The organism is Trujillonella endophytica, from assembly GCF_900110555.1.
In the GTDB taxonomy this organism is placed as follows: Bacteria; Actinomycetota; Actinomycetes; order Mycobacteriales; family Geodermatophilaceae; genus Trujillonella; species Trujillonella endophytica.
This window is the reverse complement of record NZ_FOEE01000022.1, coordinates 1-25,196: the sequence shown is the minus strand read 5'-3', so window position 1 is coordinate 25,196 and position 25,196 is coordinate 1. Positions and strand designations below refer to the sequence as shown.

The window sequence follows — 25,196 nt, the reverse complement described above, 5'->3', positions numbered from 1 at the left end:
CGCGGCACCGGGGACAGCACCGCGGCTCCCGCCGGAATCATGTCGCGCGGGGGTCCGCCTACTCGCCGAGGACCGCCTCGGCCGCGGCCACGGCGCGCTCGCGGTCGGCCGGGACCAGCCCGATCCGGGTGCGCCGGTCGAGCAGGTCGCCGACCGTGCGGGCGCCCTCCGCCCGCACCGCGAACCGCAGCTCGCCCACCGTCTCCGGGCGCCCCTCGACGAGCGGCTCGGCGCCCAGGGCCGCCACCGCGGGCGCCTCCGTCCCGTACCGGGCCACCAGCCGGCCGGGTGCGGCCACGCGGGCGAGCGCGGCCCGCGGGGCGGCCCCGACCAGCGGCAGCCGCGGGGTGACCGACCGCCGCGCGCCCCGCCCGAGCCGGGCGACCACCGCGTCCACCGACTGCTCGGCCATCGCGCGGTAGGTGGTCAGCTTCCCGCCGACGACGGTCAGCACCTCGCCGTCCCAGGAGAGCAGGTGCTTGCGGGAGAGGTCGGCGGTGGCGTCGCCGGGGCCGGTCCCGGCCGAGGCGGGCAGCACCAGCGGGCGGAGCCCGGCGTAGGAGCCGACGACGTCGTCGCGGGTCAGGGGCTCGGCCAGCACCCGGTTCACCGTCCCGAGCAGCTGCGCGACCTCGGCCTCCGAGGGCACCGGGTCCTCGTCGGGCACGGGCCCGGAGACCGGCTCGTCGGTCAGCCCCAGGTACACGAGCCCGCCGGGCTGGGGCAGCGCGAACACGTAGCGGGAGCGGGAGCCGGGCAGCGGCACGGTGAGCGCCGCCGTCGGATCGCCGAGGACGGACGCGCGCACGACCAGGTGCGAGCCGCGGGAGGGCACCAGCCGGACGCCGGGAGCCAGCCGCTGCGCCCACACGCCCGCGGCGTTCACCACCGCGCCCGCCCGCAGCGTGAACCCGGCGCCGTCGGAGGGGGTCACCGAGACCACGCCGCCGTCCACCCCCGTCACCGCCGCGCCGGTGACCACCCGCGCGCCCAGCGCGGCCGCCGTCCGCGCCAGGGCGACGACGAGCCGGGCGTCGTCGGCGAGCTGCCCGTCCCAGAAGACGACACCGCCCCGCCCCGGCCGCACCGCCGGCGTCGCCCGCGCGACCTCGGCCGCCGACACCCGCCGGGTGTTCGGCAGCGAGCCCCGGCCGCCCGGGACCGAGCGGCGCACCGCGTCCCCGAGCCGCCCGCCGGCACCGGCCAGGGCGGTCACGTCCCGCCCGGCGACGTCGGGCACGAGGAACGGCAGCGGCCGGACCAGGTGCGGCGCGGTCGCCCCCATGAGCACGGCGCGCTCGCGGGCGGACTCGCGGGCCAGGCCGATCTCCCCGTGGGCGAGGTAGCGCAGCCCGCCGTGCACCAGCTTCGACGACCAGCGGCTGGTGCCCGAGGCGAGGTCGGCGCGCTCGAACAGGGCCACCGACAGCCCCCGTGCCGCGGCGTCCACGGCCACGCCCGCACCCGTGACACCGCCACCGACGACGACCACGTCGACCGACCCGCCGGCGAGGACCTGCAGGTCAGCGGCGCGCCGGGCCGCGGTCAGCGCGCCGGGGAGGAGCGTCTCGCGGACCACCGGCAGACTGTAGCCGTGCCCGAGCAGCCGGAACTGACGATCCAGGGATGGGGGCCGGGCGGCTCCCGCGTGGCGCGGGTCGAGGAGGCCCCCGACGACGACGGCGACGGCTCGCTGGAGCTGCAGGCCGATCCCGACCTCTCCTCCGCCCTCCCCCGCGCCGCGCGCCGGCACCTCGCCCGCGAGCTCGGCTGGACCCCGCGGTCGACACCGGCGGTCCGGGTCGGCGACATCCGGCTCGCCCCCAGCCGCCTCCCCGAGGACGCCCGCGCCGCGATGGTCGCGCTGCTCGGCGAGGAGAACGTGGCCACCGACGACCTGTCCCGGCTGCGGCGCACCGGCGGCCGGAGCTACCTGGACCTGCTCCGCCGGCGGGAGGGCGACGCCTCCGACGCCCCCGACGCCGTCGTCACCCCCGGCGACACCGCCGAGACCGCCGCCCTGCTGGCGCTGTGCGCGGAGCGCGGCGTCGTCGTCGTCCCCTTCGGCGGGGGCACCAGCGTGGTCGGCGGCCTCTCGGGCATGGACGCCGACGACCGGCCGGCCGTGGCGCTGGACCTGCGCCGGATGTCGGGTCTGCACGACCTGGACCTGCCCTCCTCGCTGGTCACCGTCGGCCCCGGCATGCGCGGCCCGGCGCTGGAGGAGGCGCTGGCCCCCGAGGGGCTGACCCTCGGCCACCTGCCGCAGAGCTTCGAGTTCGCCACCCTCGGCGGGTACGCGGCCACCCGCTCCGCCGGGCAGGCCTCGACCGGGGTGGGCCGGTTCGACGACCTGGTCGCCGGGCTGACCCTGGCCACCCCGACCGGGGTGCTGGAGCTCGGGCACCCGCCGGCCTCGGCCGCCGGTCCCGACCTGCTGGGGCTGGCGCTCGGCTCGGAAGGTGCCCTGGGGGTCATCACCGAGCTCCGGCTGCGGGTGCGCCCGAAGCCGCGGACCACCGCCTACGAGGGGTGGTCGTTCCGCAGCTGGGCCGCCGGCCTGGCCGGGCTGCAGCGCCTGGCGCGGCACGACCTGCTGCCCGACGTCGTCCGGCTGTCGGACCCGGACGAGACCCGGGCGAACCTGCTCATGGCCGGCGGCCCGGGGGCCACGGCCCTGCGCGCGGTGCTGCGCGGCCGCGGGCACGGCGAGGGGTGCCTGCTCGTCGTCGGCTGGGAGGGGCTGCCGACGCTGGTGCGCGCCCGGCGGCGGGCCGCGGCATCGGTGCTGCGCGAGGGCGGCGCCGTGCGGGCCGGCCGGCGGGTGGGCGAGTCGTGGCGCCGGCACCGGTTCGAGGCGCCCTACCTGCGCGACCGGCTGCTGGACTCCGGGCTGCTGGTCGAGACCCTCGAGACCGCCGCGACCTGGTCGGCGCTGCCGGTGGTCTACGACGCCGTCCGCCGGGCGCTGGGCCGCTCGCTCACCCGGGCCGGCCGCCGTCCGCTGGTCCTCAGCCACGTCTCCCACGGCTACCCGACCGGCGCCTCGCTCTACGTCACCGTCCTCGCCGACCGGAACGACGACCTGCCGATCCAGCAGTGGCTGGCCGCCAAGCGGGAGGCCACCGACGCCCTCCTGGCCGCCGGCGGCACGCTCACCCACCACCACGCCGTCGGGGCCGACCACCGCCCCTGGCTGGAGCGGGAGATCGGCCCCCTGGGCGTCGAGGTGCTCCGCGCCGTCAAGCAGCGGCTGGACCCCACCGGCATCTGCAACCCGGGCGTGCTGCTCCCCGACTGACCATCAGCCGATCGCGTGGCCGGTCGTGAAGACGCCGGTCGGGTCCACCGCGCGCTTGACCGCCAGCAGCCGCGCGGCGTCGGCGGGCACGTAGGCGGCCAGCACCTCGTCGGGGCCCGACACGTCGCCCAGGAAGTTGAGCATGCAGCCGGGGGCCGCCCACGGCGCCAGCGCGCCGAGCACGCCCCGCCCGACCTGGGGGACGACGTCCGCGAGCTCGGGCACCATCGGGCCGATGACCAGCACGGACCAGGCGCCGGACCGGCCGGCCACGGCGTTGGGCACCGCCGCGGGCCGGGACAGCGCCCCGCCCAGCTGACGGATCTCGGCCATGATCAGCGGCAGCGGCGCCTCCGGGGCGACCGCGGCCAGGAACGCGTCGACGGTCTCCTCGGTCAGCTCTGCCAGCAGCATGCCCTTCTCCCAGGCCGGCATCGGGTCGCGCGGGTCCATGTGGATGGCGTCCAGCTCCGTGGCGAGCAGCGGCACGATCGCGCCCAGCACGATCCGGCCCGCCTCCTTCATCGGCGCGACCAGCCGCTCCCCCTCGGCGAGGTCGTCGCCGGAGTAGGCGTACCGCAGGTGGACGACGGTCTGCCCCTGCAGCGGCGGCGGCAGCTCCTCCAGCGGCGGCAGCCGGAGCACGGCGACGGAGGTGGCGACCTCCTCGGGCAGCGTCGGTGCCCACCGGCGGTAGGCGTGCAGCACGGCAGCGGCGTCCTCGGCGGCGAAGAAGATGCCGCCGCCGAGGACCGAGCGCACCGGGACCAGGTCGATCTCGATCGCGGTCACGACGCCGAGGGAGCCCTTGCCGCCGCGGACGGCCCAGAACAGCTCCGGGTCGCTGCTCGCGTCCACCCGGCGCAGCACGCCGTCGGCCGTGACCATCTCGACGGCGTGCACGTGGTCGGCGGCGAATCCGAAGCGGCGGCCGAGCGAGCCCATGCCCCCGCCGAGCGTGTAGCCGACCACGCCGACGTCGGAGGAGGACCCGCACAGCCCGGTCAGCCCGTGCTCGGCGGCGGCCTCGAGGACGGCGGCCCACCGGACGCCCGCCTGCACCCGCGCCGTCCGGCGCACCGGGTCGACGACGACGCCCTGCATGCGGCGGGTCGTGATCATCACCGCGCCGGCGGCGTTGCGGACCGGGCCGTGCCCGGTGGCCTGGACGGCGACCGGCAGGCCGTGCGCGACGGCGAACCGGACGGCGGCGGCGACGTCGGTCGCGCAGGTCGCGCCGACGGCGACGGCGGGGGTGTGCTGCACGGCGACGTTCCAGGCGGCGACCTCCGCGGCCAGCCCGTCGTCCCCGGCGGCGTAGACCGGGCCGTGCACCTGCGTGCGCAGCTCGTCGACGTCGGCGGCGGGCACCGCCGCGGCGGGCGCGGCCGGCGCCTCGTGCGCGGCCTGCTCGAGGGCGTGGTCGGCGAGCGGGGTCCGGGGGTCCTGTGTGATGCTCATGGGGGGCATTCCTCGCGGGAGCGGGTGACGGCGCCTCTGGTGGCGCTTCGGATGGCGCAGACCCTCGCGGGCGCGCCTTGCCCGGCGCTTGACCCCGACTTGCCCGTGACTTGGAAGCGACTGGCACCGATCACGCGCGGAACCCTCCCCAGGAGGGCCCGCACCTGCGAAGATCCCGCGTCGTGCAGTTCCGCGTCCTCGGGCCTCTCGAGGTCACGGCTCCCGACGGTCGCCCGCTCGACGTCGGCGGCGCCAAGCCGCGCGCACTCCTGACCCTGCTGCTCTCCGAGCCCGGCCGCGTCGTCGGGCTGGACCGGATCATCGCCACGCTCTGGGGGGACCAGCCGCCACCCACGGTGACGGGGACCCTGCAGGCCTACGTCTCGCACCTGCGCCGCGTGCTGGAACCCGACCGCGGTCCGCGCCGGCCGCCGGATGTGCTGCTCACCCGCCCGCCCGGCTACCTCATCCAGGTCGGCGTCGACCAGCTCGACAGCCTCCGGTTCGCCCGGCTCCTCGACGAGGGCGACCGGGCCGTCGAGTCCGGCGACCCGGTGCGGGGCGTGGGCCTCCTGGACCAGGCGCTCGACCTGTGGCGCGGGGAGCCGCTGACCGAGCTCGGCGACCAGCCGTCGGCGGCGACGGACCGCCTCCGGCTGACCGAGCTGTACGTGCGCGCCCGCGAGCGGCGCTGCGACGCGCTGCTGTCGGCCGGCCGCCCCGAGGACGCCGTCCCGGATCTGCAGCGGCTGGTGGCCGAGCACCCGCTGCGCGAGCGGCTGTGGGCCCGGCTGGTGACCGCCCTCTACGCCGCCGACCGCCAGGCCGACGCGCTCGACGCGCTGCGCCGCTGCGGCGACCTGCTGCGCGACGAGCTGGGCATCGACCCCGGCCCCGAGCTGCGCGACCTGGAGCAGGCCGTGCTGCGCCAGGACCCGAGGCTGACCGAACGCGTTCCGCGGCCGCAGCTCACCGTGATGGCGTCGCCCGCGCCGGCGGCGCCGCTGCCGCTGCCAGGCGCGGAGTCCCTGGTCGGCCGCACGATCGAGCTGGCCCAGCTGCGGGTGGCCCTCGACCTGGCCGCGGGGGGCCGCCCGGCCGTGGTGGTCGTGGGCGGCGAGGCGGGGATCGGCAAGACCCGGCTGGCCGAGGCCACCGCCGAGGTGGCCCGCGCGGCGGGCTGGGCGGTGGCCTGGAGCCGCTGCGCGGACGACGCGGGCGCCCCGGCGCTGTGGCCCTGGACCCAGGTGCTCGAGGCCCTGGGCCAGGAGCGGCTCAGCCCCATCGCGGAGTCCGACGCCGACGCGGCCCGGTTCCGGCTGTTCGAGGACCTGTCGGGCCGGCTGTCCGACGCCGCCGCCCGCCAGCCGCTGCTGGTGGTCCTCGACGACCTGCAGGGCGCGGACACCACGTCGGTCCAGCTGCTGTCGCTGGTGACCCGGCACCTGCCGCGGCTGCCGATGCTGGTGCTGGTCACGGTCCGCGACGTCGGGGAGGAGCTGCCGGCGGCGGTCGCCGACTGCCTGGCCCGTCTCGGGCGCGAGCCGGTGGCCAGCCGGCTCCGGCTGGAGGGCCTGGACTCCGCGGAGGTCGCCGCGCTGCTGGACGCCCAGCTCGGCTCGACCGGCGATCCGGCCCTGGCCACGGCGGTCCACGACCGGACGGCCGGCAACCCGTTCTTCGTCGTCGAGCTGACCCGCTGGATGGCGGGCGCGCAGGACCCCCGCCGGGTGCCGGTGCCGCCGTCGATCGGCGCGGTGCTGCAGAGCCGGCTGGACCGCCTGCCCCCCGGCACACGGTCGGTGCTGGAGCTGGCCGCCCTGGCCGGCCGGGAGGTGACCCTCGACCTGCTCGAGGGCGCCGGCACCCCCGCCGAGGAGGCCCTCGCCGCCCTGGACTCGGCGATGGCGCTGGGCCTGGTCGTGCAGGCGGAGGGGCCGTGGAGCTGGCGGTTCGCCCACGCCCTCGTGCAGGAGGTCCTGGCCGATGGCCTGGGCGTGCTGCAGCGGGCGCGGCTGCACGCGCGCCTGGGCGCCGCCCTCGAGCTGCGCCGCACGGGCGGCGCCGGCGAGGACACCCTGATCGAACGGCTGGCCCACCACTTCGTGCTGGCCGTGCCGGTCGCCGGGCCCGGCCCCGCCCGCCGGTACTCGACCGCCGCGGCCGAGGCGGCACGGGCCCGGCTGGCGCACGGCGAGGCCGCCGCCCACACCCGCCGCGCGCTGTCGCTGATCGACCCCGCCGAACCCGACGCCGCCCGCACCCGGCACGACCTGCTCACCGCGCTCGGCGACGACCTGCTGCGCAGCGGCGAGCGGACCGAGGCGCGGGAGGTCATCGCGCAGGCGATCGGCGTCGCGCGCGAGCTCGGCGACCGCCGCTGCCTGCTGGAGGCCGCCTCGGTGTGGGGCTCGCCCACGCTGTGGAACTGGCGGCCGCACGGCGTCGTCGACCACGAGATGGTCGCGCTGCTGGAGGACCTGCTGGAGCACCGGGAGGAGATGGGTGGGCCGGGGGCCGACACAGCCGACGACGTCGACCGCGACCGGCTGACCGCGCGGCTGCTCGGCACCCTGGGCGTGGAACTGGCCTTCAGCGAGGACCTGCAGCGCGGGCCCCGGTACGCCGAGCGCGCCGTCGAGCTGGCCCGGCGCGTGGGCGATCCGGAGCTGCTGGGCCGGGTGCTCAACAACTACTCGCTGGCGGTGTGGGGCCGGCCGGGCGCGGCCGAGCAGCGGCTGGCGGCCACCGACGAGGCGCTGGCGCTGGCCGGGCGCGGCCTCCCCCGCCGCACCGAGTTCCTCGCCCGCCTCCACCGCGCGGCGCTGCGGCTGCACCTGGCCGACCGGCGCGGATTCGACGACGACCTGGACGCCGCCCTCCGGCTTGCCATCTCGCTGTCCGGCCCCGAGGTCCGGCCGCACGTGCTCTGGCAGCAGGCCGGCGCGGCCTGGCTGCGCGGCGACGCCGCGCGCGCCGAGGAGCTGACCACCGAGGCCTACGAGCTGTACGCCAAGGTCACCCCGCACGCCCGGCACGCGTTCGCCGCCCACCAGTTCACCCTGCGCCGGGGCGACGGCCGGCTGCCCGAGGCGATCGACCTGCTCGTCGAGACCGGCGACGAGGGCAACCCGCTGCTCCAGCTCATGGCCGTGCTGGCCGCGGCGGAGTCCGGCGACCTCGCCGAGGCGCACCGGCTGCGCAAGCGGTGGGGCCGCACCCAGATCCGCGACTGGGCCAGCGACGTCGCGCTCCTGCTGGAGGCCGAGACCGCGCTCCTGCTGGGCGACGAGCCGGAGATCGAGATGGCGGTGGTGCAGTTGCTGCCGTTCCGCGGCCGGCAGGCGGTGCTGGGCACGCCCGCGCTCACCCTCGGCGCCTACGACGAGCTCCTCGGGCGGGTGGCCGAGCACCAGGGCGACACCGTGGCGGCCCGGGACTGGTGGGAGGCCGCCCGCCGGCAGGGCCGGGCGGTCGGGTCGCCGCACCAGGTCGCGCTGGCCGAGGAGCACCTGGCCCGGGTGCCGGAGTCCGCGGCCCGCCGCCCGGCGCGGCGTCGTCCGTCCGTGGACGCCGCGCCCTAGGAGGCCAGGCGCTCGCCGTCGGGCCGGTTGACCTCCGCCCAGAGCGCGTCCAGGGACAGGCCGAGGACGGCGGCGATCGACGCGATGGTCGGGAACGCCGGGGTGGCCACGCGACCGGACTCGATCTTCCGCAGCGTCTCCGGCGAGACCCCCGCGTCGAGCGCCGTGGCCAGCATCGAGCGCCCGTCCCGGGCGGACCGCAGGAGGGCGCCGAGGCGCTGCCCGCGCTCGACCTCGGCGGGCGTGAGCGGCAGCCGGACCATGATGCCGATTCTAGTACCGGGATACTCTTACCGGGATAGTTGTGGGACGAGCGGGGAGACTGCACCGATGATCGAGATCCTGGACGCGACGGAGCTGCCACGGGCCCGGGAGGCCGGGGCCCTGGTCGCCGGCATCCTGCAGGAGCTGCGGGGCCGGTGCGCGGTGGGCACGAACCTCCTGGAGATCGACCGGTGGACCCGGGAGATGATCACCGCGGCCGGCGGGGAGTCCTGCTACGTCGACTACGCGCCGTCCTTCGGTCGCGGGCCGTTCGGCCACTACATCTGCACGTCGGTGAACGACGCCGTGCTGCACGGGCTCCCGCACGACTACGCGCTGGCCGACGGCGACCTGCTCTCGCTCGACCTCGCCGTCTCGCTGCGCGGCGTGGTCGCGGACTCGGCGGTCAGCTTCGTCGTGGGCGCGGCGGCGTCCCCGGCCGACGCCGCGCTGATCACGGCCACCGAGCGCGCCCTGAGCGCCGGGATCGCCGCGGCCCGGCCCGGCGCGCGGATCGGGGACCTGTCCGCCGCCATCGGCGCGGTCCTGGCCGGTGCGGGGTACCGGGTCAACACCGACTTCGGCGGCCACGGCGTCGGGTCGACGATGCACCAGGATCCGCACGTGCCGAACGCCGGTCGACCGGGCCGGGGCTACACGCTCCGCCCGGGGCTGCTGCTGGCCCTGGAGCCGTGGGTCATGGCCGACACCGCCGAACTGGTCACCGACGCCGACGGCTGGACGCTGCGGAGCGCGACCGGCTGCCGGACCGCGCACAGCGAGCACACGATCGCGATCACCCCCGAGGGCGCCGAGATCCTGACCCTGCCGGCGCGGGAGCTCGTGCCCTAGAGCGTCGTCGCGCGGCCGCCGTCGACCGGGATGACGGCGCCGGTCACGTACGCGCCGGCCCGGCTGGCGAGGTAGACGACGACGCCGGCCATGTCGTCGGGCCGGCCGATCCGCCGCAGCGGCGCCGACGCCGCGATCTCGTCCCCGAACGCCTCCAAGGTCGCGGCCATCATCTTCGACTCGAACGGACCCGGGGCCACCGCGTTGACCGTGATCGCCCGCGGCCCCAGCTCCTTGGCCAGCACCCGGGTCAGGTGGTGCACGCCGGCCTTGCTCGCCGAGTAGGAGTACGTCGGCAGCTGCGGGGCGTGCAGGCCGTCGATGCTGCCGACGTTCACCACGCGCGCCGGGTCGTCGGGGGTGGCCGCGGCCTCCAGCAGGGGGAGGAAGGCGCGGGTCAGGAAGAACGGCGCCTTGAGGTTGAGGTCGAGCACCTTGTCCCAGGCAGCTGCCGGGAACTCGTCCAGCGGCGCCCCCCAGGTGGCGCCGGCGTTGTTGACCAGCACATGCACCCGCTCCTCGCGCCGGCCGACCTCCTCGGCGAGCCGCACGCACTCGGCCTCGGTGGAGACGTCGGCGGGGATCGAGGCGACCCGTCCGAACTGCCCGAGCTCGGCGACGGCGGCCTCGCCGGCCTCGGCCTTGCGGGAGCTGACGTAGACCGACGCCCCGGCCTGCAGCAGGCCGCGGGCCATCATCAGGCCGATGCCGCGGGTGCCGCCGGTGACGACGGCGACCTTCCCGGTCAGGTCGAACAGGTCCACGCCGCACCTCCGGTCCCTCGGGGACCGCGCTGTCCCCCGACGGCGGACGCTACCGAGCGCGCGGCGCGGCCGATGTGCCAGCCTCGGTCGGGTGTCGAAGGACCCCGCCGCCCCCCACCCCTCGCCCGCTGGTGGTGGGCCCCTCCGGCGGGGCCCCGGCGTGGCCAGCGAGGTCGGCCGGCTGCGCACCGTCCTGCTGCACCGGCCCGGCGCCGAGCTCCGCCGGCTCACCCCGCGCAACAACGACGAGCTGCTGTTCGACGGCCTGCCGTGGGTGGCGCGGGCGCAGGAGGAGCACGACGCCTTCGCCGCCGAGCTCGCCGCCCGCGGGGTCGACGTGCTGTACGTCGACCGGCTGCTCGCCGAGGTGCTGGAGCTCCCCGGGGCCCGCGCGGAGCTCGTGGAGGCGGCGGTCGACGACCCGCGGCTGGGCGCCACCCTGCGCCGGGTCGCGGCCGCCCACCTGGGCGACCTGCCACCCGCCGAGCTGGCCGCGACGCTGATCGCCGGCCTCGCGCACGACGAGCTGCCCGGGGCCCGCGGCCTGGGCTGGGAGCTCATGGCGCGCGGGGGGTTCGTCGTCCCACCGCTGCCCAACCTCCTGTTCACCCGCGACTCGTCGGTGTGGGTGGGCGACCAGGTGGCGGTGACCTCGCTGGCCATGCCGGCCCGCCGGCGGGAGACGACGATCACCGGCGCCCTCTACGCCCACCATCCGCGGTTCGCCGGCGTCGGCCGGCTCTACGACCCGGCCCTGGAGCACCTGGAGGGCGGCGACGTCCTGCTGCTGGCGCCCGGGGTGGTGGCGGTCGGCGTCGGCGAGCGGACGACGGCGGGCGGCGCCGAGCGGCTGGCCCGGCGGGTGTTCGCCCGCGGCCTGGCGCACACCGTGCTCGCCGTCCCGATCGCGCAGCAGCGGGCGACCATGCACCTGGACACCATCGCCACGATGGTCGACGTCGACGCCATGGTCGTGTACCCCGCGGTGGCCGACTCGCTGCTCGCCTGGACGGTCACCGCCGGGGCGGGCGAGCCGGCCGACGGGGACGGCGCCGACCTGGTCGTCCGGGGCCCCGGGCCGTTCCTCGCCGCGGCCGCCGCCGCCATGGGCATCGAGCGGCTGCGGGTGATCGACACCGGGCTGGACCCGGTGACGGCGGAGCGGGAGCAGTGGGACGACGGCAACAACACCCTCGCGCTGGCCCCGCGGCTGGCCGTGGCCTACGAGCGCAACACCGTCACCAACGCCGCGCTCGAGGCGGCCGGCATCGAGGTGGTCCGGATCGCCGGCGCCGAGCTGGGCAGCGGCCGCGGCGGCCCGCGGTGCATGTCGTGCCCGGTCCTGCGCGATCCGGTGACGTGAAGCGGACCGGCCCGTCACGGTAGGTGGCGGCGCGCAGCTCGTCCGGCGGAGCGCGTGACCTCCCTCCCCGCCGCTCGTAGGACAGCGCGCCAACCGGTGCCGACTCCTCGGGGGAACCGTGACCCGCACGACCCGCGTGCTGCTCGCCCTGCTGACGGCGCTGGGCGCGCTGCTGCTCCTCCCGGGAACGGCGTCGGCCACGCCGTCCCCGGACCCGGCCCGGGGACTGCAGGAGTGCGTCGGCTCCCTGCTCGCGCTGACCCCTGGGGCGTGCGCCGAGCTGCTCGCCCCGGGCGGAGCTCCCGGATCGGCCCCGGCTCCCCCGCCCGCCGCGGACGCCGGAGCGGGCACGGACGCCGAGCCGCCGGCGACGTCGCCCGGGGGCGCCCCGGCGACCGGTGCCGGCGAGCCGGGCACCGAGCCTCCCGGCGCGGTGGCGCTGCCCGGACTCCCCGGCACCGACGCGGTCGTGGGCCCGATCGGGGACGGGTGCGCGGCGCTGGCCGGGGTGCTCGGCGTCGGCGGCGGCTGCCCGGCGCTGACGGTCCTGCTGGACTGCGTGACCGACCCGACCGGCCCCGCCTGCGCGGAGCTGCCCGGGCTCACCTGCGAGACCGTGCTGGACCTGCTGCCGGCCGACGTCCCCTTCGACTGCAGCGGACTGCCGGGACTCGAGCTCCCAGCGGGCTTCTGCCTGCCGCTGGGCGAGGTCGTGCACCTGCTCGAGGGCATCGGCCTGGGCGTGGTGCTCGACCGGCTGCCCCAGCCGCTGGTCGACCTCGTCGACGCGCTGATCTGCCCGGAGGCGGCACCGGCGCCGGCACCCGCGCCGCAGCCCCAGCACCCGCAGCCGGTGCAGCCCGTGGCGCAGCCGGAGCAGCACCAGCCGGTCGTCGTCCCGGTCGTGAGCGGCGGCGGCCCCGGCGGCGGGCAGCTCGCCTACACCGGCATGGACCCGAAGCCCTACCTCGCCGGCGGTGTCGTGGCCCTCGGGCTCGGCACCGGGCTCACGCTGCTGGGCCGCCGCCGGGCCTGACGCCGCCGCCCGTCGAGGGTCAGCGGATGGCCAGCACCGCGCCCGCCGCGATCGCGCCCAGCACGGCCAGCCGCACCAGCCAACGCCCGAGCGCCGGCCAGCGCCCGGGCAGCGGCGGCCGGTAGGCCCGTCCCGGGAGCGGTGCGCCGAGCACGGGCCGCAGCCACCGCAGGGTGGTGGCCGCGTTCTCCCGCTCCGACCGCACCATGGCGGTGTAGGAGCCGATCAGCAGCCACAGCAGGTAGACCAGCAGGAACGGCAGCAGGACGACGGCGATGACCGCGCTGACCGGGTCGTCGCCGAGCGTCCAGGAGTCCGACCCGCCGCCCTCGTGGCGGGCTGTCGACCGACCGGTCAGCCGGAACAACCGGTCGCCGTGCCACAGGTGCAGCCCGCGGCCGCCCCGCGACGGCGCGGCGCCGTGGAACTCGGCCAGGGCCCCCTCGGCGACCACGCGCTCCCCGCCGAACCGCGGCGTCCGCACGATCTGCAGCCGGCCGCCGCCGATCCGCACGACCACCCGGCGGCGGCCGATGCCCAGCGGGGTGAACCGCCGCACCCACCGCAGCGGCGGCGAGGCCGCCTCCGGCCCGTCGTAGGGCGGCAGCGCCTCCCGGAGACGCTTCTCGAGGCGGCGCTGCGCGCGCGGGGACAGCTCCTGCTGCTGGGACACGGCGGCAGAAGCTATGCCAGGAAGCGCGGCCGCGGTGGGCTCGGGGCCACGCGAGTCCTGCGAACTCGTGGCGATCAGCGCGCGATGGCCACGAGTTCGCAGGACTCGGTGGGGAGCGCCCCCGTCAGCGCAGGGTGATCTGGCGGGAGATCAGGCCGGCGCGGGCCCGGCGCTCGTCGGAGGTCAGCGGGTCGGTGACCGTCAGGGCCTGCTCCAGGCGGGCCTGGAAGTCGGTGGCAGCGTCGGTCCAGTCGTCGGCGAGGGTGTCGGCCGGCAGGTCCCACACCGGGACGACGAGGCCGTGCGCCCTGAACGCCCCGGCGTAGCGGGTGCCCTCGCCGAGCAGGATCTGCTCCGACGCCGAGAGCCGGGCCAGCGCGTCGAGCAGCTTCTCCTCCGGCTCCGGGCGGACCCAGCGCAGGTGCGCCCGCTCGTCGCTGGGCCGGACCCAGTAGGCCGCGCCGAGCCCGGGCAGGCGCACCGTGGGCAGCACCGCCTGGTTGGCCTGCTCCAGCCCGGCCTTCGCCGCCGGCGAGGGGTCGGTGCCCTCCAGCCAGAAGGCGAAGTCCTCGTGCACGGTGACGTCCAGCGGCGCGGAGAGGTCGAGCAGCTCCTGCAGCCGCGGCCCCGCAGAGCCCGCGGCGCCGATCGGGCCCGGCTCGACCGGCGCGCCGGTCGGGGCCTCGAGGGCGGCGGCCAGGGCGGTGCCCAGATCGCGGCTGACGTCGTCGGAGGAGGCCGGGAGCTGGACGCCCAGCATGATCTCGCCGTTGGCCCGGACCAGGGCCGGCGCCCCGCCCGGCAGGACGCTGGCCAGCGTCACGTCGCGGCCGTCCGTCGTCTTCAGCGGGGCCGTCGCGGCCGGCACCAGCTCGCGCAGCGCCACCCAGTCGGGCTCGCCCGGCAGGCCCTCGAACGGCCGGGTCACCGGCGGGGCGTAGCCCGAGCCGTGGCAGTGCTTGTAGCGGCGGCCCGAGCCGCACGGGCACGGCGCCTTGGGGTTGACGGCGCCCCCCTCGGCGGCGGGAGCGGAACTGGGCTTGCGGCGGGTCGCGGAGCGGGCCATGCCTCCAGGCTAGGCGGCGCCCCGACGGCGGTGAGCCGGCACACCCGGCGACCCCTCCTACGCTCGACGGCGTGACCAGCACCGCCCCGCCGCCGATCGACCTGGCCGACCCCGCCGTCGTCGCCGATCCCTATCCCGCCTTCGCCCGGGCCCGCGCGCAGGCGCCGGTGCAGTGGCACGACGGCCTGGGGCTGTGGCTGGCCTTCACCCACGCCGAGGCCGGCGCCGTCCTGCGCGACCGGCGGCTGGGCCGCATCTGGCGGGACCGGGAGCCCGCGGAGCGGTTCGGGTCGTTCAACCTGATCCACCGCAACGCGATCCTGGAGATGGAGCCGCCGGACCACACCCGGCTGCGCCGGCTGATCAGCACCGCCTTCGCCCGCGGCCACGTCGAGCGGCTGCGGCCGTGGGTGCAGGAGCTGGCCCGGGAGCTGGTCGACGGCCTGGTCGTGCGCTCGGCCGGCCGCGAGCCCGTCGACGTCCTGGCCGGCATGGCCGAGGAGCTGCCGGTCGCCGTGATCGCCGAGCTGCTCGGCGTGCCGCACGCCGACCGGCCGCTGCTGCGCCCGTGGTCCAACGCGATCGTGAAGATGTACGAGTACGGCCGGACGACGGCGGTCGAGGACGCCGCCGAGCGGGCCGCCGCCGAGTTCGTCGCCTACCTGCGCGGACTGGTCGCCGACCGCCGCCGCGCACCCGGCGAGGACCTCGTCAGCCACCTGGTCTCGGTGCGCGACGACTCCGTGACCGCCCCCGCCCAAGCCCAGCTCACCGAGGACGAGCTGGTCACCACCTGCATCCTGCTGCTCAACGCCGGCCACGAGGCGACGGTGAACGTCTCCGGCAACGGGCTGCTGGCCCTGCTGGAGCACCCCGACCAGCTGGCCCGGCTGCGCGCCGATCCCGATCTCCTGCCGACGGCGATCGAGGAGCTCATGCGCTTCGACTCGCCGCTGCAGCTGTTCGAGCGCACCGCGACCGAGGATGTCGAGCTCGGCGGCGCGACCGTCGCCCGGGGGCAGAAGGTCGCCGCGCTGCTCGGCAGCGCCAACCGCGACCCCGCCGTCTTCGCCGATCCGGACGCCCTGGACCTCGGCCGCTCGCCCAATCCGCAGATCTCCTTCGGCGCCGGCGTGCACTTCTGCATCGGGGCGCCGCTGGCCCGCGTGGAGCTGCAGGCCACCTTCGGCGCGCTGCTGGAGCGGACCTCGCGGCTGGAGCTGGGCCGCCCGCCCCGCCGCCGTCCGGAGTTCGTGATCCGCGGCCTCGCCGAGCTCCCCGTCGTCCTCACGCCCTGACCGGTGCGCTGATCGCGGACCCCACGCTGCGGCCGCCGTCCTCACCGCCGTACCTGAGGACGGCGACCTCGCCGCGATGATCGTGATCATCGCCGATGCCGTTCCCGCGACCGTTGCCGGACCGAGACCGGCCCTACTGGGGTGGACGGGCCCTGCCGATGCGTCGGGCGGGGTGCGCCCCACCCGGCGTACGACGCGCTGATGGTGCTGGTCGACCAGGTCTCGGCGCTCGGCGGCTGATCGGGGCACTTCCGGTAGAAGGTGAGCCGCGCCACTGGCACGATCGCGCCATGCGTGGCCTGATGCAGGACTACCCCCTCACCATCGACGCGATCTTCCGGCACGTGGAGCAGCACTACGGCGACGGGACGATCGTCACCGGCAGCCCGACCGGGCCGGTGCGCTCGACCTACGCCGAGTGGGCGGTGCGCACCCGCAAGCTCGGCGGGGTCCTGGACACCCTCGGCATCAGCGCCGACGGGCGGGTCGGCACCTTCGGCTGGAACAGCCAGCGGCACCTGGAGCTCTACTTCGCCGCGCCGTCCACCGGCCGGGTGCTGCACACCCTCAACATCCGGCTGTTCCCCGAGCAGCTCACCTACATCGCCAACCACGCCGAGGACGAGGTCGTCTTCGTCGACCGCACCGTGCTGCCGCTGTTCTGGAAGCTGGTCGACACCATGACGACGGTGCGCCACGTCGTGGTGATGGACGACGGCGGCGACAACGAGATCCCCGACGACCCCCGGGTGCTGGACTACGAGACGCTGCTGGCGCAGGCGCAGCCGGTCGACTTCGGCGTCACGGACGAGAACCTCGCCGCCTCGATGTGCTACACGTCGGGAACTACTGGCAACCCGAAGGGCGTCGTCTACACGCACCGCTCGACGTTCCTGCACACGATGGCCGTGATCGCGCCGAACGTGTTCGGGCTCGGCGTCCGCGACGTCGCGATGCCGGTCGTGCCGATGTTCCACGCCAATGCCTGGGGCATCGCCCAGGCCGCCCCGGCGGCCGGCGCCTCGCTGGTCATGCCCGGCCCGATGATGGCGCCCGAGGCGCTGGCCCAGCTCATCGTCGACGAGGGCGTCACCTTCACCGCCGGCGTCCCGACGATCTGGCAGGGCGTGCTGCCCCACCTGGCCGGCAAGCCGCACACGCTGCGCGAGATCGGTTGCGGCGGCTCCGCGGTGCCCAAGGCGCTGAGCGAGGCCTACCGCGAGCAGGTCGGGCTGCCGATCCTGCAGGCGTGGGGCATGACCGAGACCCACCCGGTCGCCTCGTCGGCGGCGCTGCCGCTGGCCTACCTGGACGCCGACGACGACACCAAGGCCGACCGCCGGGCCCGCGCCGGCACCCCGCTGTTCGGCGTCGAGGCGCGGATCGTCGACGCCGAGACCCTCGAGCCGCAGCCCTGGGACGACACGGCCACCGGCGAGCTCCAGGTCCGCGGGCCCTGGTGCGCGCAGGACTACTACAACCCCGACGCCGGAGTGGAGCTCACCACCCGCGACGGCTGGATGAAGACCGGCGACGTCGCCGCCATGGACGAGCACGGCTCCATCCGGATCGCCGACCGCACCAAGGACCTGATCAAGTCCGGCGGCGAGTGGATCAGCTCGGTCGACCTCGAGAACGCGATCATGAGCCACCCGAAGGTCAAGGAGGCCGCGGTCGTCGGCATCCCGCACCCGAAGTGGGACGAGCGCCCGCTGGCGTGCGTCGTCCTCAAGGACGGCGAGACGGCGACCGAGGCGGACATCCTCGACCACATCCGGCCGCTCGTGGCCAAGTGGTGGATGCCCGACGCGGTGGAGTTCATCGACGAGGTGCCCAAGACCAGCGTCGGCAAGTTCTCGAAGAAGGACCTGCGCTCGAGGTTCGCCGAGTACGAGCTCAGATCCTGACCGGAGTGCGGGAGCGCAGGTTTCCTACGCTCCCGCACTCCGCTCAGACGACATAAGGGGGTTGGCCGGTCTCGCTGACCATGGGCCGGCCGGCGGCCTCCCAGTCGCCCATCCCGCCCGCGACGTTGACCGAGTCGACGCCGTTCTGGTTCAGCCACGCGGCCACCCGCGCCGAGCGGCCGCCGACGCGGCACACGACGTAGAGCGGATCGGCCTCCGGGATGTCTGCCAGCCGCGCCGGCACGTCGCCCATGGGGATGTGCGTGGCGCCCTCGACGTGGCCGTGCACCCACTCGTCGTCCTCACGCACGTCGAGGAGGACGGCGTCGGCGGGGAGCTCGGCGACGGACACGGTCGGAACCTGCTGCGGCATCACGCCCCCCATGGTTCCACGGCGGCGCCCCCGGCCCCGGCTGGGAGGATGGCGGGCGATGACCGCCGCCAGCAGCGCCCCGGCCCGATCCCCGGCCTGGCCGCTGCCCCGCTCGGCCGTCTGGCTGTGGGCCACCCAGGGCCTGCTCGGCACGCTGGTCTGGGGAGCCGTGCTGACCGCCGCGCTGCTGTTCCTGCCCACCGACGACGCCCCGCTGTCGGCGCTGCCCTGGGCCGGGCCGCTGCTGCTCGGCCTGTACGCGGTGGGCTCGATCGCCGTGCAGCCGGTGATCCGGCACCGCGTGCACCGCTGGGAGGTCACCGACGAGGCGGTCTACGCGCTGACCGGATGGCTCACCCGCACCTGGACGCTCGTGCCGATCGCCCGCATCCAGACCGTCGACGTCACCCGCGGCGTCCTGCAGCAGCTCTACGGGCTGGCCTCGGTGGCCGTGCTGACCGCCTCCTCGAAGGGCACCGTGCAGGTGCCGCACCTGCCGGCCGACGTCGCCGAGCGGGTCGCCGCCGACCTGGCGCGGCGCGCCGAGCAGGTCCGCGACGAGGCGACCTGACCGTGAGCGGTCCCGCCCTCGCCGCGGCGCCCCGGCGCACCTCGGCGCGGATCGTGCTGGTGCACACCGTCACCTTCCGGCAGGCCCGGCAGGTGCTGGGGATCGCGCTGCCGGTCGGGGCGGCCATCGGCTTCGACGGCGGGGCGACGGCGGTGGCGCTCCTCGCCGTCGCCGCCACGCTCGCGTCGCTGGCCTTCGCCGCCGTCTCGTGGTGGCGCTTCACCTATACCGACGGGCCGGCGTCGGTCGTCGTCACCCGGGGGCTGCTGGCCCGCTCGACGCGCACCGTCCCGCGGGACCGGATCCGCGGGGTGGAGGTGGAGCAGCCGCTGCTGCACCGGCTGCTCGGGATGGTGCGGGTGCGCATCGATGCCGCCGCCGGGGCGGCCACCGGCGAGGACGAGGAGGTCGTGCTGGACGGCGTCGGCCGCGCCGAGGGCGACCGCCTGCGCGCCGGCCTGCTCGTCCGGCGGTCCGCCGCCGGGCCCACCCCGGAGCCCCCGGCACCGCCGGCCGAGGAGGTGCTGGCCCGCTTCGACCGCCGCTGGCTGCTCTACGCGCCCCTGGTCGGCGGCTACCTCGCGGTGCCCCTCGCCGCTCTGGGGGCCCTGCTGCGGCTGGTGGACGAGATCCCGCGCGGCCTGCGACCGGAGGTGGACGGGCCCGAGGTCACCGGCCCGGCGGGGGCGGCCGTCGCGATCGCGGTCGCCGCGGTACTGCTCGCCCTCGGCTCGGTGGTGGGCGCGGCGCTCGTCAACTGGGGGTTCCGCCTGGTGCGGCGCGGCGGCTCGCTGGTCGCCGTCCGCGGGCTGGTCACGCGGCGGCACACCGAGCTGGAGGTCGACCGGGTCCGCGGGGTCACCGTGGCCGCGGGGCTGGGGATGCGGTGGGTGCGGGCAGCGCGGGTCAACGCCCTGGTCACGGGGCTGGGCGCCGCGCAGCGCCGGGGGCAGCTGCTGCCGCTCGGCCCCCGGGTCCTGGCCGAGGAGCTGGCCGCCCGGCTGGTCGACGACCCGGGCCCGCTGCGGCGGCATCCGCCGGCCGCGCGCCGGCGGCGGCTCGCGCGGGCGGTCGCTCCCGGGCTGGCCGTCGCCGGCGCCGGGGCCGTCGCCGCCGTGCTCGCCGGTGGGCCGGCCGGGTGGTGGCCGCTGTTCGTCGCCGGCCTCGTGCTCGCCGGCCTCGGGGTGCCGGTCGCCCTCGGGCGTTACGCCGCCCTCGGGCACGCCGCCGGGCCGCGCTCCTTCGCGGTCCGCAGCGGGTGGCTCGTGCAGGAGCGGGCGGTGCTCCAGCGGCGGGCCGTGGTCGGCTGGCGGGTCCGGCAGTCCCCCTTCCAGCGGCGCGCCGGCCTGGCCACGGTCGTCGCCTGCGTCGGCGCCGGCAGCGGCGGCTACGCGGCGGTGGACGTCGCCGCGGCCGACGTCGTCCCGTTCGCCCGGGCGGCGTCCGGGGCCTGGGCCGGCGCGCTGGAGCCGGAGCGCCTCAGTGGGGGACGGCCTTCTCCGCCCCGATCCCGGTGAGCGACCGCACCTCGAGCTCGGCGTACTTGTCGCTGTCCGGCGTCTCCTTGGAGAGCACGGTGCCCAGCCAGCCGAGGAAGAACGACAGCGGGATGGAGACGATCCCCGGGTTCTTCAGCGGGAACCAGGAGAAGTCCACGTCGGGGAACAGCGCGTCCGGGGCCCCGGACACCACCGGCGAGAAGAGGATCAGGCCGACGCAGGCGATCAGGCCGCCGTAGATCGACCAGAGCGCGCCCTGCGTCGTGAACCTCTTCCAGAACAGCGTGTAGAGGATCGTCGGCAGGTTCGCCGAGGCGGCGACCGCGAACGCCAGCGCCACCAGGAAGGCGATGTTCAGCCCGGCCTGCAGCGCCAGGATGCCGAGGCCGATCGCGATGGCGCCGATCACGACGGCGGTGATCCGGGCGACCCGCACCTCGCCGTTGGGGGGCACGTCGCCCTTCTTGATCACCGACGCGTAGACGTCGTGCGCGAACGACGCCGACGCGGTGATGGTCAGGCCGGCGACGACGGCGAGGATCGTGGCGAACGCGACGCCGGCGATGATCCCCAGCAGCACGGTGCCGCCGAGCTCGAAGGCCAGCAGGGGAGCCGCGGAGTTGACCGCCCCCGGCGCGTTGGCGATCTCGTTCGGGCCGACCAGCGCACCGGCGCCGTAGCCGATGATCAGGCTGAAGAGGTAGAAGATCCCGATCAGCCAGATGGCCCACACGACCGAGCGGCGGGCGTCCTTCGCCGTCGGCACCGTGTAGAAGCGCATGAGCACGTGCGGCAGGCCCGCCGTCCCCAGCACCAGGGCCAGCCCGAGCGACACGAAGTCCAGCTGGCTGGTCGACGTCGCCCCGTACTGGGCGCCGGGTGCCAGCACGTCCACGCCCTCGCCGGCGTTGCCCGCGGCGTCGCCGAGCAGCGTCGACAGGTTGAAGCCGACCTCCGTCAGCACCCACAGGGTCATGACGAGCGCGCCGGCGATGAGCAGCGACGCCTTGATGATCTGCACGTAGGTCGTGCCACGCATGCCGCCCACGAGCACGTAGATGATCATGAGCGCGCCGACGAGGACGACCACGAGCGCCTGCGCCGCCTCCCCCTCGATGCCGAGCAGCAGCGTGACCAGGCCCCCGGCGCCGCTCATCTGCGCCACCAGGTAGAAGAGGCAGACCGCGAGCGTGGAGAGCGCCGCCGCCATCCGCACCGGCCGCTGCCGCATCCGGAAGGCCAGGACGTCGGCCATGGTGAAGCGGGCGGTGTTGCGCAGCAGCTCGGCGACCAGCAGCAGGGCGACCAGCCAGGCGACGAGGAAGCCGATGGAGTACAGGAAGCCGTCGTAGCCGTACAGCGCGATCGCCCCGGCGATGCCGAGGAACGACGCCGCGGAGAGATAGTCACCGGCGATCGCCAGGCCGTTCTGGGTGCCGCTGATGTTGCGGCCGGCGGCGTAGTAGTCGGCGGCGGTCTTGTTGTTGTGGCTGGCCCGGAAGGTGATGACCAGCGTGATGAGCACGAAGACGCCGAAGATCGCGATGTTGACGGCGGGCTCGCCCACCGTCTCGTCGGCCGCGAGCAAGGTCTCAGGCACGGGTGGCCCCCTCCGGGTCGCCGCCGGCCGGGGTCTTCCGGGCGTACTCGTGGTGCTCGAGCCGGTCGCGCATCTCGTCGGCGATCGGGTCGGTGTTGCGCCCGGCGTGCCGCACGTACAGCTGGGTGATGAGGAACGTCGTCACGAACTGCCCCAGCCCCAGGAGGATGCCGACGTTGACGTTGCCGAAGACCTCCTTCGCCATGAACTCGTCGGCGTAGGTGGAGAGCAGGACGTAGAGCAGGTACCAGGTGAAGAACGCCACCGTCATGGGGAACGCGAAGCGGCGGAAGCGCCGGCGCAGCTCGGTGAACTCCGGCGAGTCCTGCGCCTGCCGGTACTCCTCGGGGGTGAGCAGCCGGCGTTCGTCCATGGGTGATGTCACTGCGCGCCTCCTGGACCAGGGACTACAGGTGTGATCGAGCACACAGTAAGGAGGGATGTGCTGCTCGGCATCCGCTGAGACCGATCTGACGCAGAGACGTCCGGCGGGCGTAACCCCGTGGGAACGCGGTGGCGCTGCAATGGGTCATGGCCGAGGTCCAGAGGACAACGACCGGGTGGTTCCCCGTGGCGCGCGCCACCGCGGTGGGGACGACGCCCGTGCCGGTGGGCGCCGGTGGCCGCGCCTACGTGCTGGTCCGGCTGCGCCCGGGCGGCGAGGTCAGCGCCTTCCCGGCCCGCTGCCCCCACCGGCTGGTGCCGCTGACCGCCGCGACGACCGTCGACGGAACCCTGCAGTGCCCGTACCACGGGTGGCGGTTCGACGGCGACGGCCGCTGCGTGGACGTCCCGTCGCTGGGGCCGGCCGGCAGCCCGCCGCCGCGCGCGGACCTGACGCCGCCCTGGGCGGTGGAGGAGCGCCACGGTTGGGTCTGGCTGGCCCCGGAGCGCACCGCCGTCGCGCTGCCCCCGCGGCCGGTCTCCCCGCCGGAGCCGGAGCCCGTGCCAGCGCCGGCCGACCTCGGCGGGCCGCTGCTGGACAACCTGCACCCGGGGCTGCGGCACGCCTGGCACCCGGTGGCGCTCTCCCGGGAGCTGCGGCCCGGCGGCTGGCTCATGGTCCGGCTGCTCGGGCGGACGTGGGTGCTTCGCCGCACGGCCGGGTCGGTGGCGGTGGAGCCCCCGGCGGGCGGCGTCCGGGAGCGCGGGGGCGTGGTGGAGCTCGCCCCGGCCGAGCCCGCGGGGTCCGCCGACGCGCCCCTCGACCTGCCCGAGGTCGGGGACCGGCGCTTCGTGGGCGACTGGCTGGCGCCCGAGCGCGCCGCCGTCCCGGCCGGACCGCTGCTGGACACCTTCCTCGACGCCGCGCACGTCCCCGTCGTCCACGGTGTGGGCCGGTTGACGGCCGATCCCGAGGTGCCCGCCGTCGACGTGGTCGAGGAGCCGGGCGGGTTCACCGCCGTGCAGGACCTCGACGCCTCGCCCCACCCGCCGCCCGCCGGTCCGTCCCGCGTGGCCACCTCCGTGTACCGGGTGCCGTTCCGCGTGCGGCTGCGCGTGGACTGCCCGCGGACCGGGGCCGTCCGCACGCTGGTGCACCTCCTGCAGCCGGAGGACGCCGACTCCACCCGCGTCTACACCCGGGTGCTGCTGTCGGCGGGGCCCGGGCGACCGCTGCCCGGGCCGGACGCGCTCGCCGCGGCCGTGGGCGACGTGCGCGGGGCGCTGGCCGAGGACCTGGAGCTGCACGCCCAGCTCGGCCTCCCCGGCCTGCCGCTGCGGCCGCGCGAGGAACTGCACGTGCCGGCCGACGCGTGCGGGGTGGCGCTGCGGCGGGCGCTGGCCGACCTGGTCGCCGGCCGCGGCTGAGCGGTGCCGGACTCACTCCGCCGGCAGCGGCTCCCCGCACTCCGGGCAGCGGGCGGGGCGCGGCTCGCCCTCGACCAGCCGACCGCACCCGGGGCACACCCGGTGCAGCCAGCAAGCGGGGTCGCCGCCCGGGTCGTCGTCCTCGGCGCGCATCCCCCCAGCATGGGCGCTCGACGGCGCCGGCGGCACTCCGGCGGCCCGGCTGGGATGCTCGGGTGATGCCCCTGCCTCGCGGACTGGTCGCCGCCGCCCTGCTCTCCGCACCGGTCGCCTGGGTGACCCGCGCGGCCTGGGGCCTGCCGGTCGCCCTCGGCGCGAGCCGCCGGGCGCTGCGCCCGCACGTCGCCGGATCACCGCACTTCTCCGAGGGCCGGTTCTGGAACACGCTGGCCACGCCGTCGCTGCCCGGCTCCGAGGACCGCCGCACGCTGCTGCGGCAGATGCGGGCGGGCCGGCTGAACGGGGTCCCCGGCCGGCCGGTGCCGCTGGCGCCGTCGCGGCTCCCGGCCGACGCCGCGGAGCTCGCCGTCACCTGGTTCGGGCACTCGAGCGCGCTGCTGGAGGTGGACGGGCACCGGGTGCTGGTCGACCCCGTGTGGGGGCAGCGGGTCTCGCCGTCCCCGCTGGTCGGACCCGAGCGGCTGCACCCCGCGCCGACCCCGCTGGGCGACCTGCCGGCCGTCGACGCGGTGCTGATCAGCCACGACCACTACGACCACCTGGACCTGCCGACCGTGCGGGAGTTGCTGGAGCGGCAGAGCGCGCCGTTCGTCGTCCCGCTGGGCATCGGCGCCCACCTGCGCCGCTGGGACGTGCCGGAGGACCGGATCGTCGAGCTGGACTGGGACGGCGAGGTGCAGATCGCCGGCCTCACGCTCGTCTGCACCGAGGCGCGCCACTTCTCCGGCCGGTTCCTCACCCGCGACACGACGCTGTGGTCGTCGTGGGTGGTCGCCGGCCCGCGGCACCGGGTCTTCTTCGGCGGCGACACCGGCTACACGCCGGCCTTCGCCGCGATCGGCGCCCGGCTCGGCCCGTTCGACCTGACCCTGCTGCCGGTCGGCGCCTACAACGACGCCTGGAAGTACATCCACATGACGCCCGAGGAGGCGGTCCGCGCGCACGGCGACCTCGGCGGCGGGCTGCTCGTGCCGGTGCACTGGGCGACGTTCAACCTCGGCTTCCACCGCTGGGCCGAGCCGGTCCAGCGGCTGTGCACGGCGGCGCTGCGGTCCGGCGTCCGCGTCGCCGTCCCGCGGCCGGGGGAGCGCATCGACGTCCTGGCGCCGGTGCCGGCGGCCGACTGGTGGACGGCGGTCGGGTCGCGCGCGGACGAGCCCGGAGGCGGCGACGACGCCGGCGTGGAGTCCTCGGTGGTCGCGCGCGCGGCGACCTGGCTGACCAGCCGCCGCGTCACCCGCTGACCGGAGTGCGAGAGCCGAGGTTTCCTGCGTGTTGAGTCCGAGGACATCTGTCAGTCCTGAAGTCTCATGACATGTGTCGCTTGATCATCACAACGCCGATGAGGTGGTGTGGGGAAGCGAGCGCCAGTCATGAAGCTGCTGGATGCGACGTTGCAGGTCGGCGTGCCGATCGAGAACGTCGCGGAGTGGTGCCGGGTCAACGGGGTCGAGCCGCGGACGTTCTACCGGCATCGGGCGCGGGTGGCCGCCGAGGGCGTGTGGACGGAGCGCTCTCGGCGGCCGCACGTCTCGCCGTCGGCGACACCGGAGTGGCTGGTCGAGCGGATCGTCGCGTTACGCGAGCAGCTG

21 protein-coding genes and 1 pseudogene are annotated in these 25,196 nt (G+C 76.4%); 12 read left to right on the top strand and 10 right to left on the bottom strand.

Annotated elements, in window-relative coordinates; all coding sequences use genetic code 11:
• Positions 1 to 58: 58 nt before the first annotated feature.
• Positions 59 to 1,579: a glycerol-3-phosphate dehydrogenase/oxidase gene (locus BMY88_RS22285; RefSeq protein ID WP_091949276.1), complete on the bottom strand. Its 1,521-nt coding sequence runs from the start codon at positions 1,577 to 1,579 to the stop codon at positions 59 to 61.
• A gap of 15 nt (positions 1,580 to 1,594) precedes the next feature.
• Here BMY88_RS22285 and BMY88_RS22280 point away from each other — a divergent pair, with 15 nt between their 5' ends.
• On the top strand, positions 1,595 to 3,301 hold the full coding sequence (locus BMY88_RS22280; RefSeq protein ID WP_091949273.1) for an FAD-binding oxidoreductase: 1,707 nt from the start codon (positions 1,595 to 1,597) through the stop codon (positions 3,299 to 3,301).
• 3 nt (positions 3,302 to 3,304) lie between these two features.
• Here the strand turns inward: BMY88_RS22280 and BMY88_RS22275 are convergent, their stop codons facing one another.
• Entirely contained in the window at positions 3,305 to 4,762 is a 1,458-nt protein-coding gene (locus BMY88_RS22275) for an FAD-binding oxidoreductase (RefSeq protein ID WP_091949270.1), read from the bottom strand.
• Between the two features lie 182 nt (positions 4,763 to 4,944).
• On the opposite strand from BMY88_RS22275, the gene BMY88_RS22270 reads away from it, so the two are divergent.
• Positions 4,945 to 8,346 carry an ATP-binding protein gene (locus BMY88_RS22270; protein WP_170861245.1) on the top strand — a complete coding sequence of 1,134 codons (3,402 nt, stop codon included), beginning with the start codon at positions 4,945 to 4,947 and terminating at the stop codon, positions 8,344 to 8,346.
• Here the strand turns inward: BMY88_RS22270 and BMY88_RS22265 are convergent.
• Complete coding sequence (locus tag BMY88_RS22265) at positions 8,343 to 8,609, bottom strand: helix-turn-helix domain-containing protein (protein ID WP_091949263.1); 267 nt, start codon at positions 8,607 to 8,609, stop codon at positions 8,343 to 8,345. The two genes, BMY88_RS22270 and BMY88_RS22265, sit on opposite strands and share 4 nt — an antisense overlap.
• A 67-nt stretch (positions 8,610 to 8,676) precedes the next feature.
• Between BMY88_RS22265 and map the strand changes: the two genes are divergently transcribed.
• Positions 8,677 to 9,462 carry a type I methionyl aminopeptidase gene (gene map, locus BMY88_RS22260; RefSeq protein ID WP_091949260.1) on the top strand — a complete coding sequence of 262 codons (786 nt, stop codon included), beginning with the start codon at positions 8,677 to 8,679 and terminating at the stop codon, positions 9,460 to 9,462.
• Here map and BMY88_RS22255 read toward each other — a convergent pair.
• Positions 9,459 to 10,226: an SDR family oxidoreductase gene (locus tag BMY88_RS22255; protein WP_091949257.1), complete on the bottom strand. Its 768-nt coding sequence runs from the start codon at positions 10,224 to 10,226 to the stop codon at positions 9,459 to 9,461. The two genes, map and BMY88_RS22255, sit on opposite strands and share 4 nt — an antisense overlap.
• 160 nt (positions 10,227 to 10,386) lie before the next feature.
• Between BMY88_RS22255 and BMY88_RS22250 the strand changes: the two genes are divergently transcribed.
• Entirely contained in the window at positions 10,387 to 11,589 is a 1,203-nt protein-coding gene (locus BMY88_RS22250) for an arginine deiminase (protein WP_091949253.1), read from the top strand.
• Between the two features lie 118 nt (positions 11,590 to 11,707).
• Positions 11,708 to 12,625, top strand: coding sequence for a hypothetical protein (locus BMY88_RS22245; RefSeq protein ID WP_091949250.1), 918 nt, complete (start codon positions 11,708 to 11,710; stop codon positions 12,623 to 12,625).
• A 19-nt stretch (positions 12,626 to 12,644) separates the two neighbouring features.
• Here the strand turns inward: BMY88_RS22245 and BMY88_RS22240 are convergent, their stop codons facing one another.
• Both BMY88_RS22240 and BMY88_RS22235 read right to left on the bottom strand, forming a co-directional pair.
• Complete coding sequence (locus BMY88_RS22240) at positions 12,645 to 13,298, bottom strand: hypothetical protein (RefSeq protein ID WP_091949247.1); 654 nt, start codon at positions 13,296 to 13,298, stop codon at positions 12,645 to 12,647.
• 124 nt (positions 13,299 to 13,422) lie between these two features.
• The gene (locus BMY88_RS22235) at positions 13,423 to 14,364 is read right to left on the bottom strand and encodes a DUF5926 family protein (RefSeq protein ID WP_091949244.1); all 942 of its coding nucleotides are present in this window, start codon (positions 14,362 to 14,364) and stop codon (positions 13,423 to 13,425) included.
• Between the two features lie 71 nt (positions 14,365 to 14,435).
• Here BMY88_RS22235 and BMY88_RS22230 point away from each other — a divergent pair, with 71 nt between their 5' ends.
• Positions 14,436 to 15,662, top strand: coding sequence for a cytochrome P450 (locus BMY88_RS22230; RefSeq protein ID WP_091949241.1), 1,227 nt, complete (start codon positions 14,436 to 14,438; stop codon positions 15,660 to 15,662).
• Positions 15,663 to 15,952: 290 nt separating this feature from the next.
• Entirely contained in the window at positions 15,953 to 17,569 is a 1,617-nt protein-coding gene (locus BMY88_RS22225; RefSeq protein WP_091949238.1) for a long-chain fatty acid--CoA ligase, read from the top strand.
• Positions 17,570 to 17,612: 43 nt separating this feature from the next.
• Here BMY88_RS22225 and BMY88_RS22220 read toward each other — a convergent pair whose 3' ends face one another.
• The gene (locus tag BMY88_RS22220; protein ID WP_244524865.1) at positions 17,613 to 17,921 is read right to left on the bottom strand and encodes a rhodanese-like domain-containing protein; all 309 of its coding nucleotides are present in this window, start codon (positions 17,919 to 17,921) and stop codon (positions 17,613 to 17,615) included.
• A 79-nt stretch (positions 17,922 to 18,000) separates the two neighbouring features.
• On the opposite strand from BMY88_RS22220, the gene BMY88_RS22215 reads away from it, so the two are divergent.
• Together BMY88_RS22215 and BMY88_RS22210 are read left to right on the top strand one after the other, a co-directional pair.
• On the top strand, positions 18,001 to 18,513 hold the full coding sequence (locus BMY88_RS22215) for a PH domain-containing protein (RefSeq protein WP_091949231.1): 513 nt from the start codon (positions 18,001 to 18,003) through the stop codon (positions 18,511 to 18,513).
• Between the two features lie 2 nt (positions 18,514 to 18,515).
• Positions 18,516 to 20,030 carry a PH domain-containing protein gene (locus tag BMY88_RS22210; RefSeq protein ID WP_091949226.1) on the top strand — a complete coding sequence of 505 codons (1,515 nt, stop codon included), beginning with the start codon at positions 18,516 to 18,518 and terminating at the stop codon, positions 20,028 to 20,030.
• Here the strand turns inward: BMY88_RS22210 and BMY88_RS22205 are convergent.
• Positions 19,993 to 21,612 carry a solute symporter family protein gene (locus BMY88_RS22205; RefSeq protein ID WP_211435780.1) on the bottom strand — a complete coding sequence of 540 codons (1,620 nt, stop codon included), beginning with the start codon at positions 21,610 to 21,612 and terminating at the stop codon, positions 19,993 to 19,995. The two genes, BMY88_RS22210 and BMY88_RS22205, sit on opposite strands and share 38 nt — an antisense overlap.
• The gene (locus BMY88_RS22200) at positions 21,605 to 21,997 is read right to left on the bottom strand and encodes a DUF485 domain-containing protein (RefSeq protein WP_244524864.1); all 393 of its coding nucleotides are present in this window, start codon (positions 21,995 to 21,997) and stop codon (positions 21,605 to 21,607) included. Before BMY88_RS22200 ends, BMY88_RS22205 begins: the two co-directional genes overlap by 8 nt.
• Before the next feature lie 185 nt (positions 21,998 to 22,182).
• Between BMY88_RS22200 and BMY88_RS22195 the strand changes: the two genes are divergently transcribed.
• Complete coding sequence (locus BMY88_RS22195) at positions 22,183 to 23,424, top strand: Rieske 2Fe-2S domain-containing protein (protein WP_244524863.1); 1,242 nt, start codon at positions 22,183 to 22,185, stop codon at positions 23,422 to 23,424.
• A 12-nt stretch (positions 23,425 to 23,436) separates the two neighbouring features.
• Here the strand turns inward: BMY88_RS22195 and BMY88_RS24015 are convergent, their stop codons facing one another.
• Positions 23,437 to 23,577 (bottom strand): hypothetical protein, encoded by a 141-nt coding sequence (locus BMY88_RS24015; protein WP_170861244.1) that lies wholly within the window; start codon positions 23,575 to 23,577, stop codon positions 23,437 to 23,439.
• Between the two features lie 65 nt (positions 23,578 to 23,642).
• Here BMY88_RS24015 and BMY88_RS22190 point away from each other — a divergent pair, with 65 nt between their 5' ends.
• Both BMY88_RS22190 and BMY88_RS22185 read left to right on the top strand, forming a co-directional pair.
• Positions 23,643 to 24,848 carry an MBL fold metallo-hydrolase gene (locus tag BMY88_RS22190; RefSeq protein WP_091949313.1) on the top strand — a complete coding sequence of 402 codons (1,206 nt, stop codon included), beginning with the start codon at positions 23,643 to 23,645 and terminating at the stop codon, positions 24,846 to 24,848.
• A gap of 129 nt (positions 24,849 to 24,977) precedes the next feature.
• Positions 24,978 to 25,196 (top strand): annotated as a pseudogene (locus BMY88_RS22185) (leucine zipper domain-containing protein); the annotation flags it as partial.

Coding starts and splice junctions, on each gene's coding strand:
- BMY88_RS22275 (WP_091949270.1), bottom strand. CDS start 4,762: ATGAGCATCACACAGGACCCCCGGACCCCGCTCGCCGACCACGCCCTC.
- BMY88_RS22265 (WP_091949263.1), bottom strand. CDS start 8,609: ATGGTCCGGCTGCCGCTCACGCCCGCCGAGGTCGAGCGCGGGCAGCGC.
- map (WP_091949260.1), top strand. CDS start 8,677: ATGATCGAGATCCTGGACGCGACGGAGCTGCCACGGGCCCGGGAGGCC.
- BMY88_RS22235 (WP_091949244.1), bottom strand. CDS start 14,364: ATGGCCCGCTCCGCGACCCGCCGCAAGCCCAGTTCCGCTCCCGCCGCC.
- BMY88_RS22225 (WP_091949238.1), top strand. CDS start 15,953: ATGCGTGGCCTGATGCAGGACTACCCCCTCACCATCGACGCGATCTTC.
- BMY88_RS22215 (WP_091949231.1), top strand. CDS start 18,001: ATGACCGCCGCCAGCAGCGCCCCGGCCCGATCCCCGGCCTGGCCGCTG.
- BMY88_RS24015 (WP_170861244.1), bottom strand. CDS start 23,577: ATGCGCGCCGAGGACGACGACCCGGGCGGCGACCCCGCTTGCTGGCTG.
- BMY88_RS22190 (WP_091949313.1), top strand. CDS start 23,643: ATGCCCCTGCCTCGCGGACTGGTCGCCGCCGCCCTGCTCTCCGCACCG.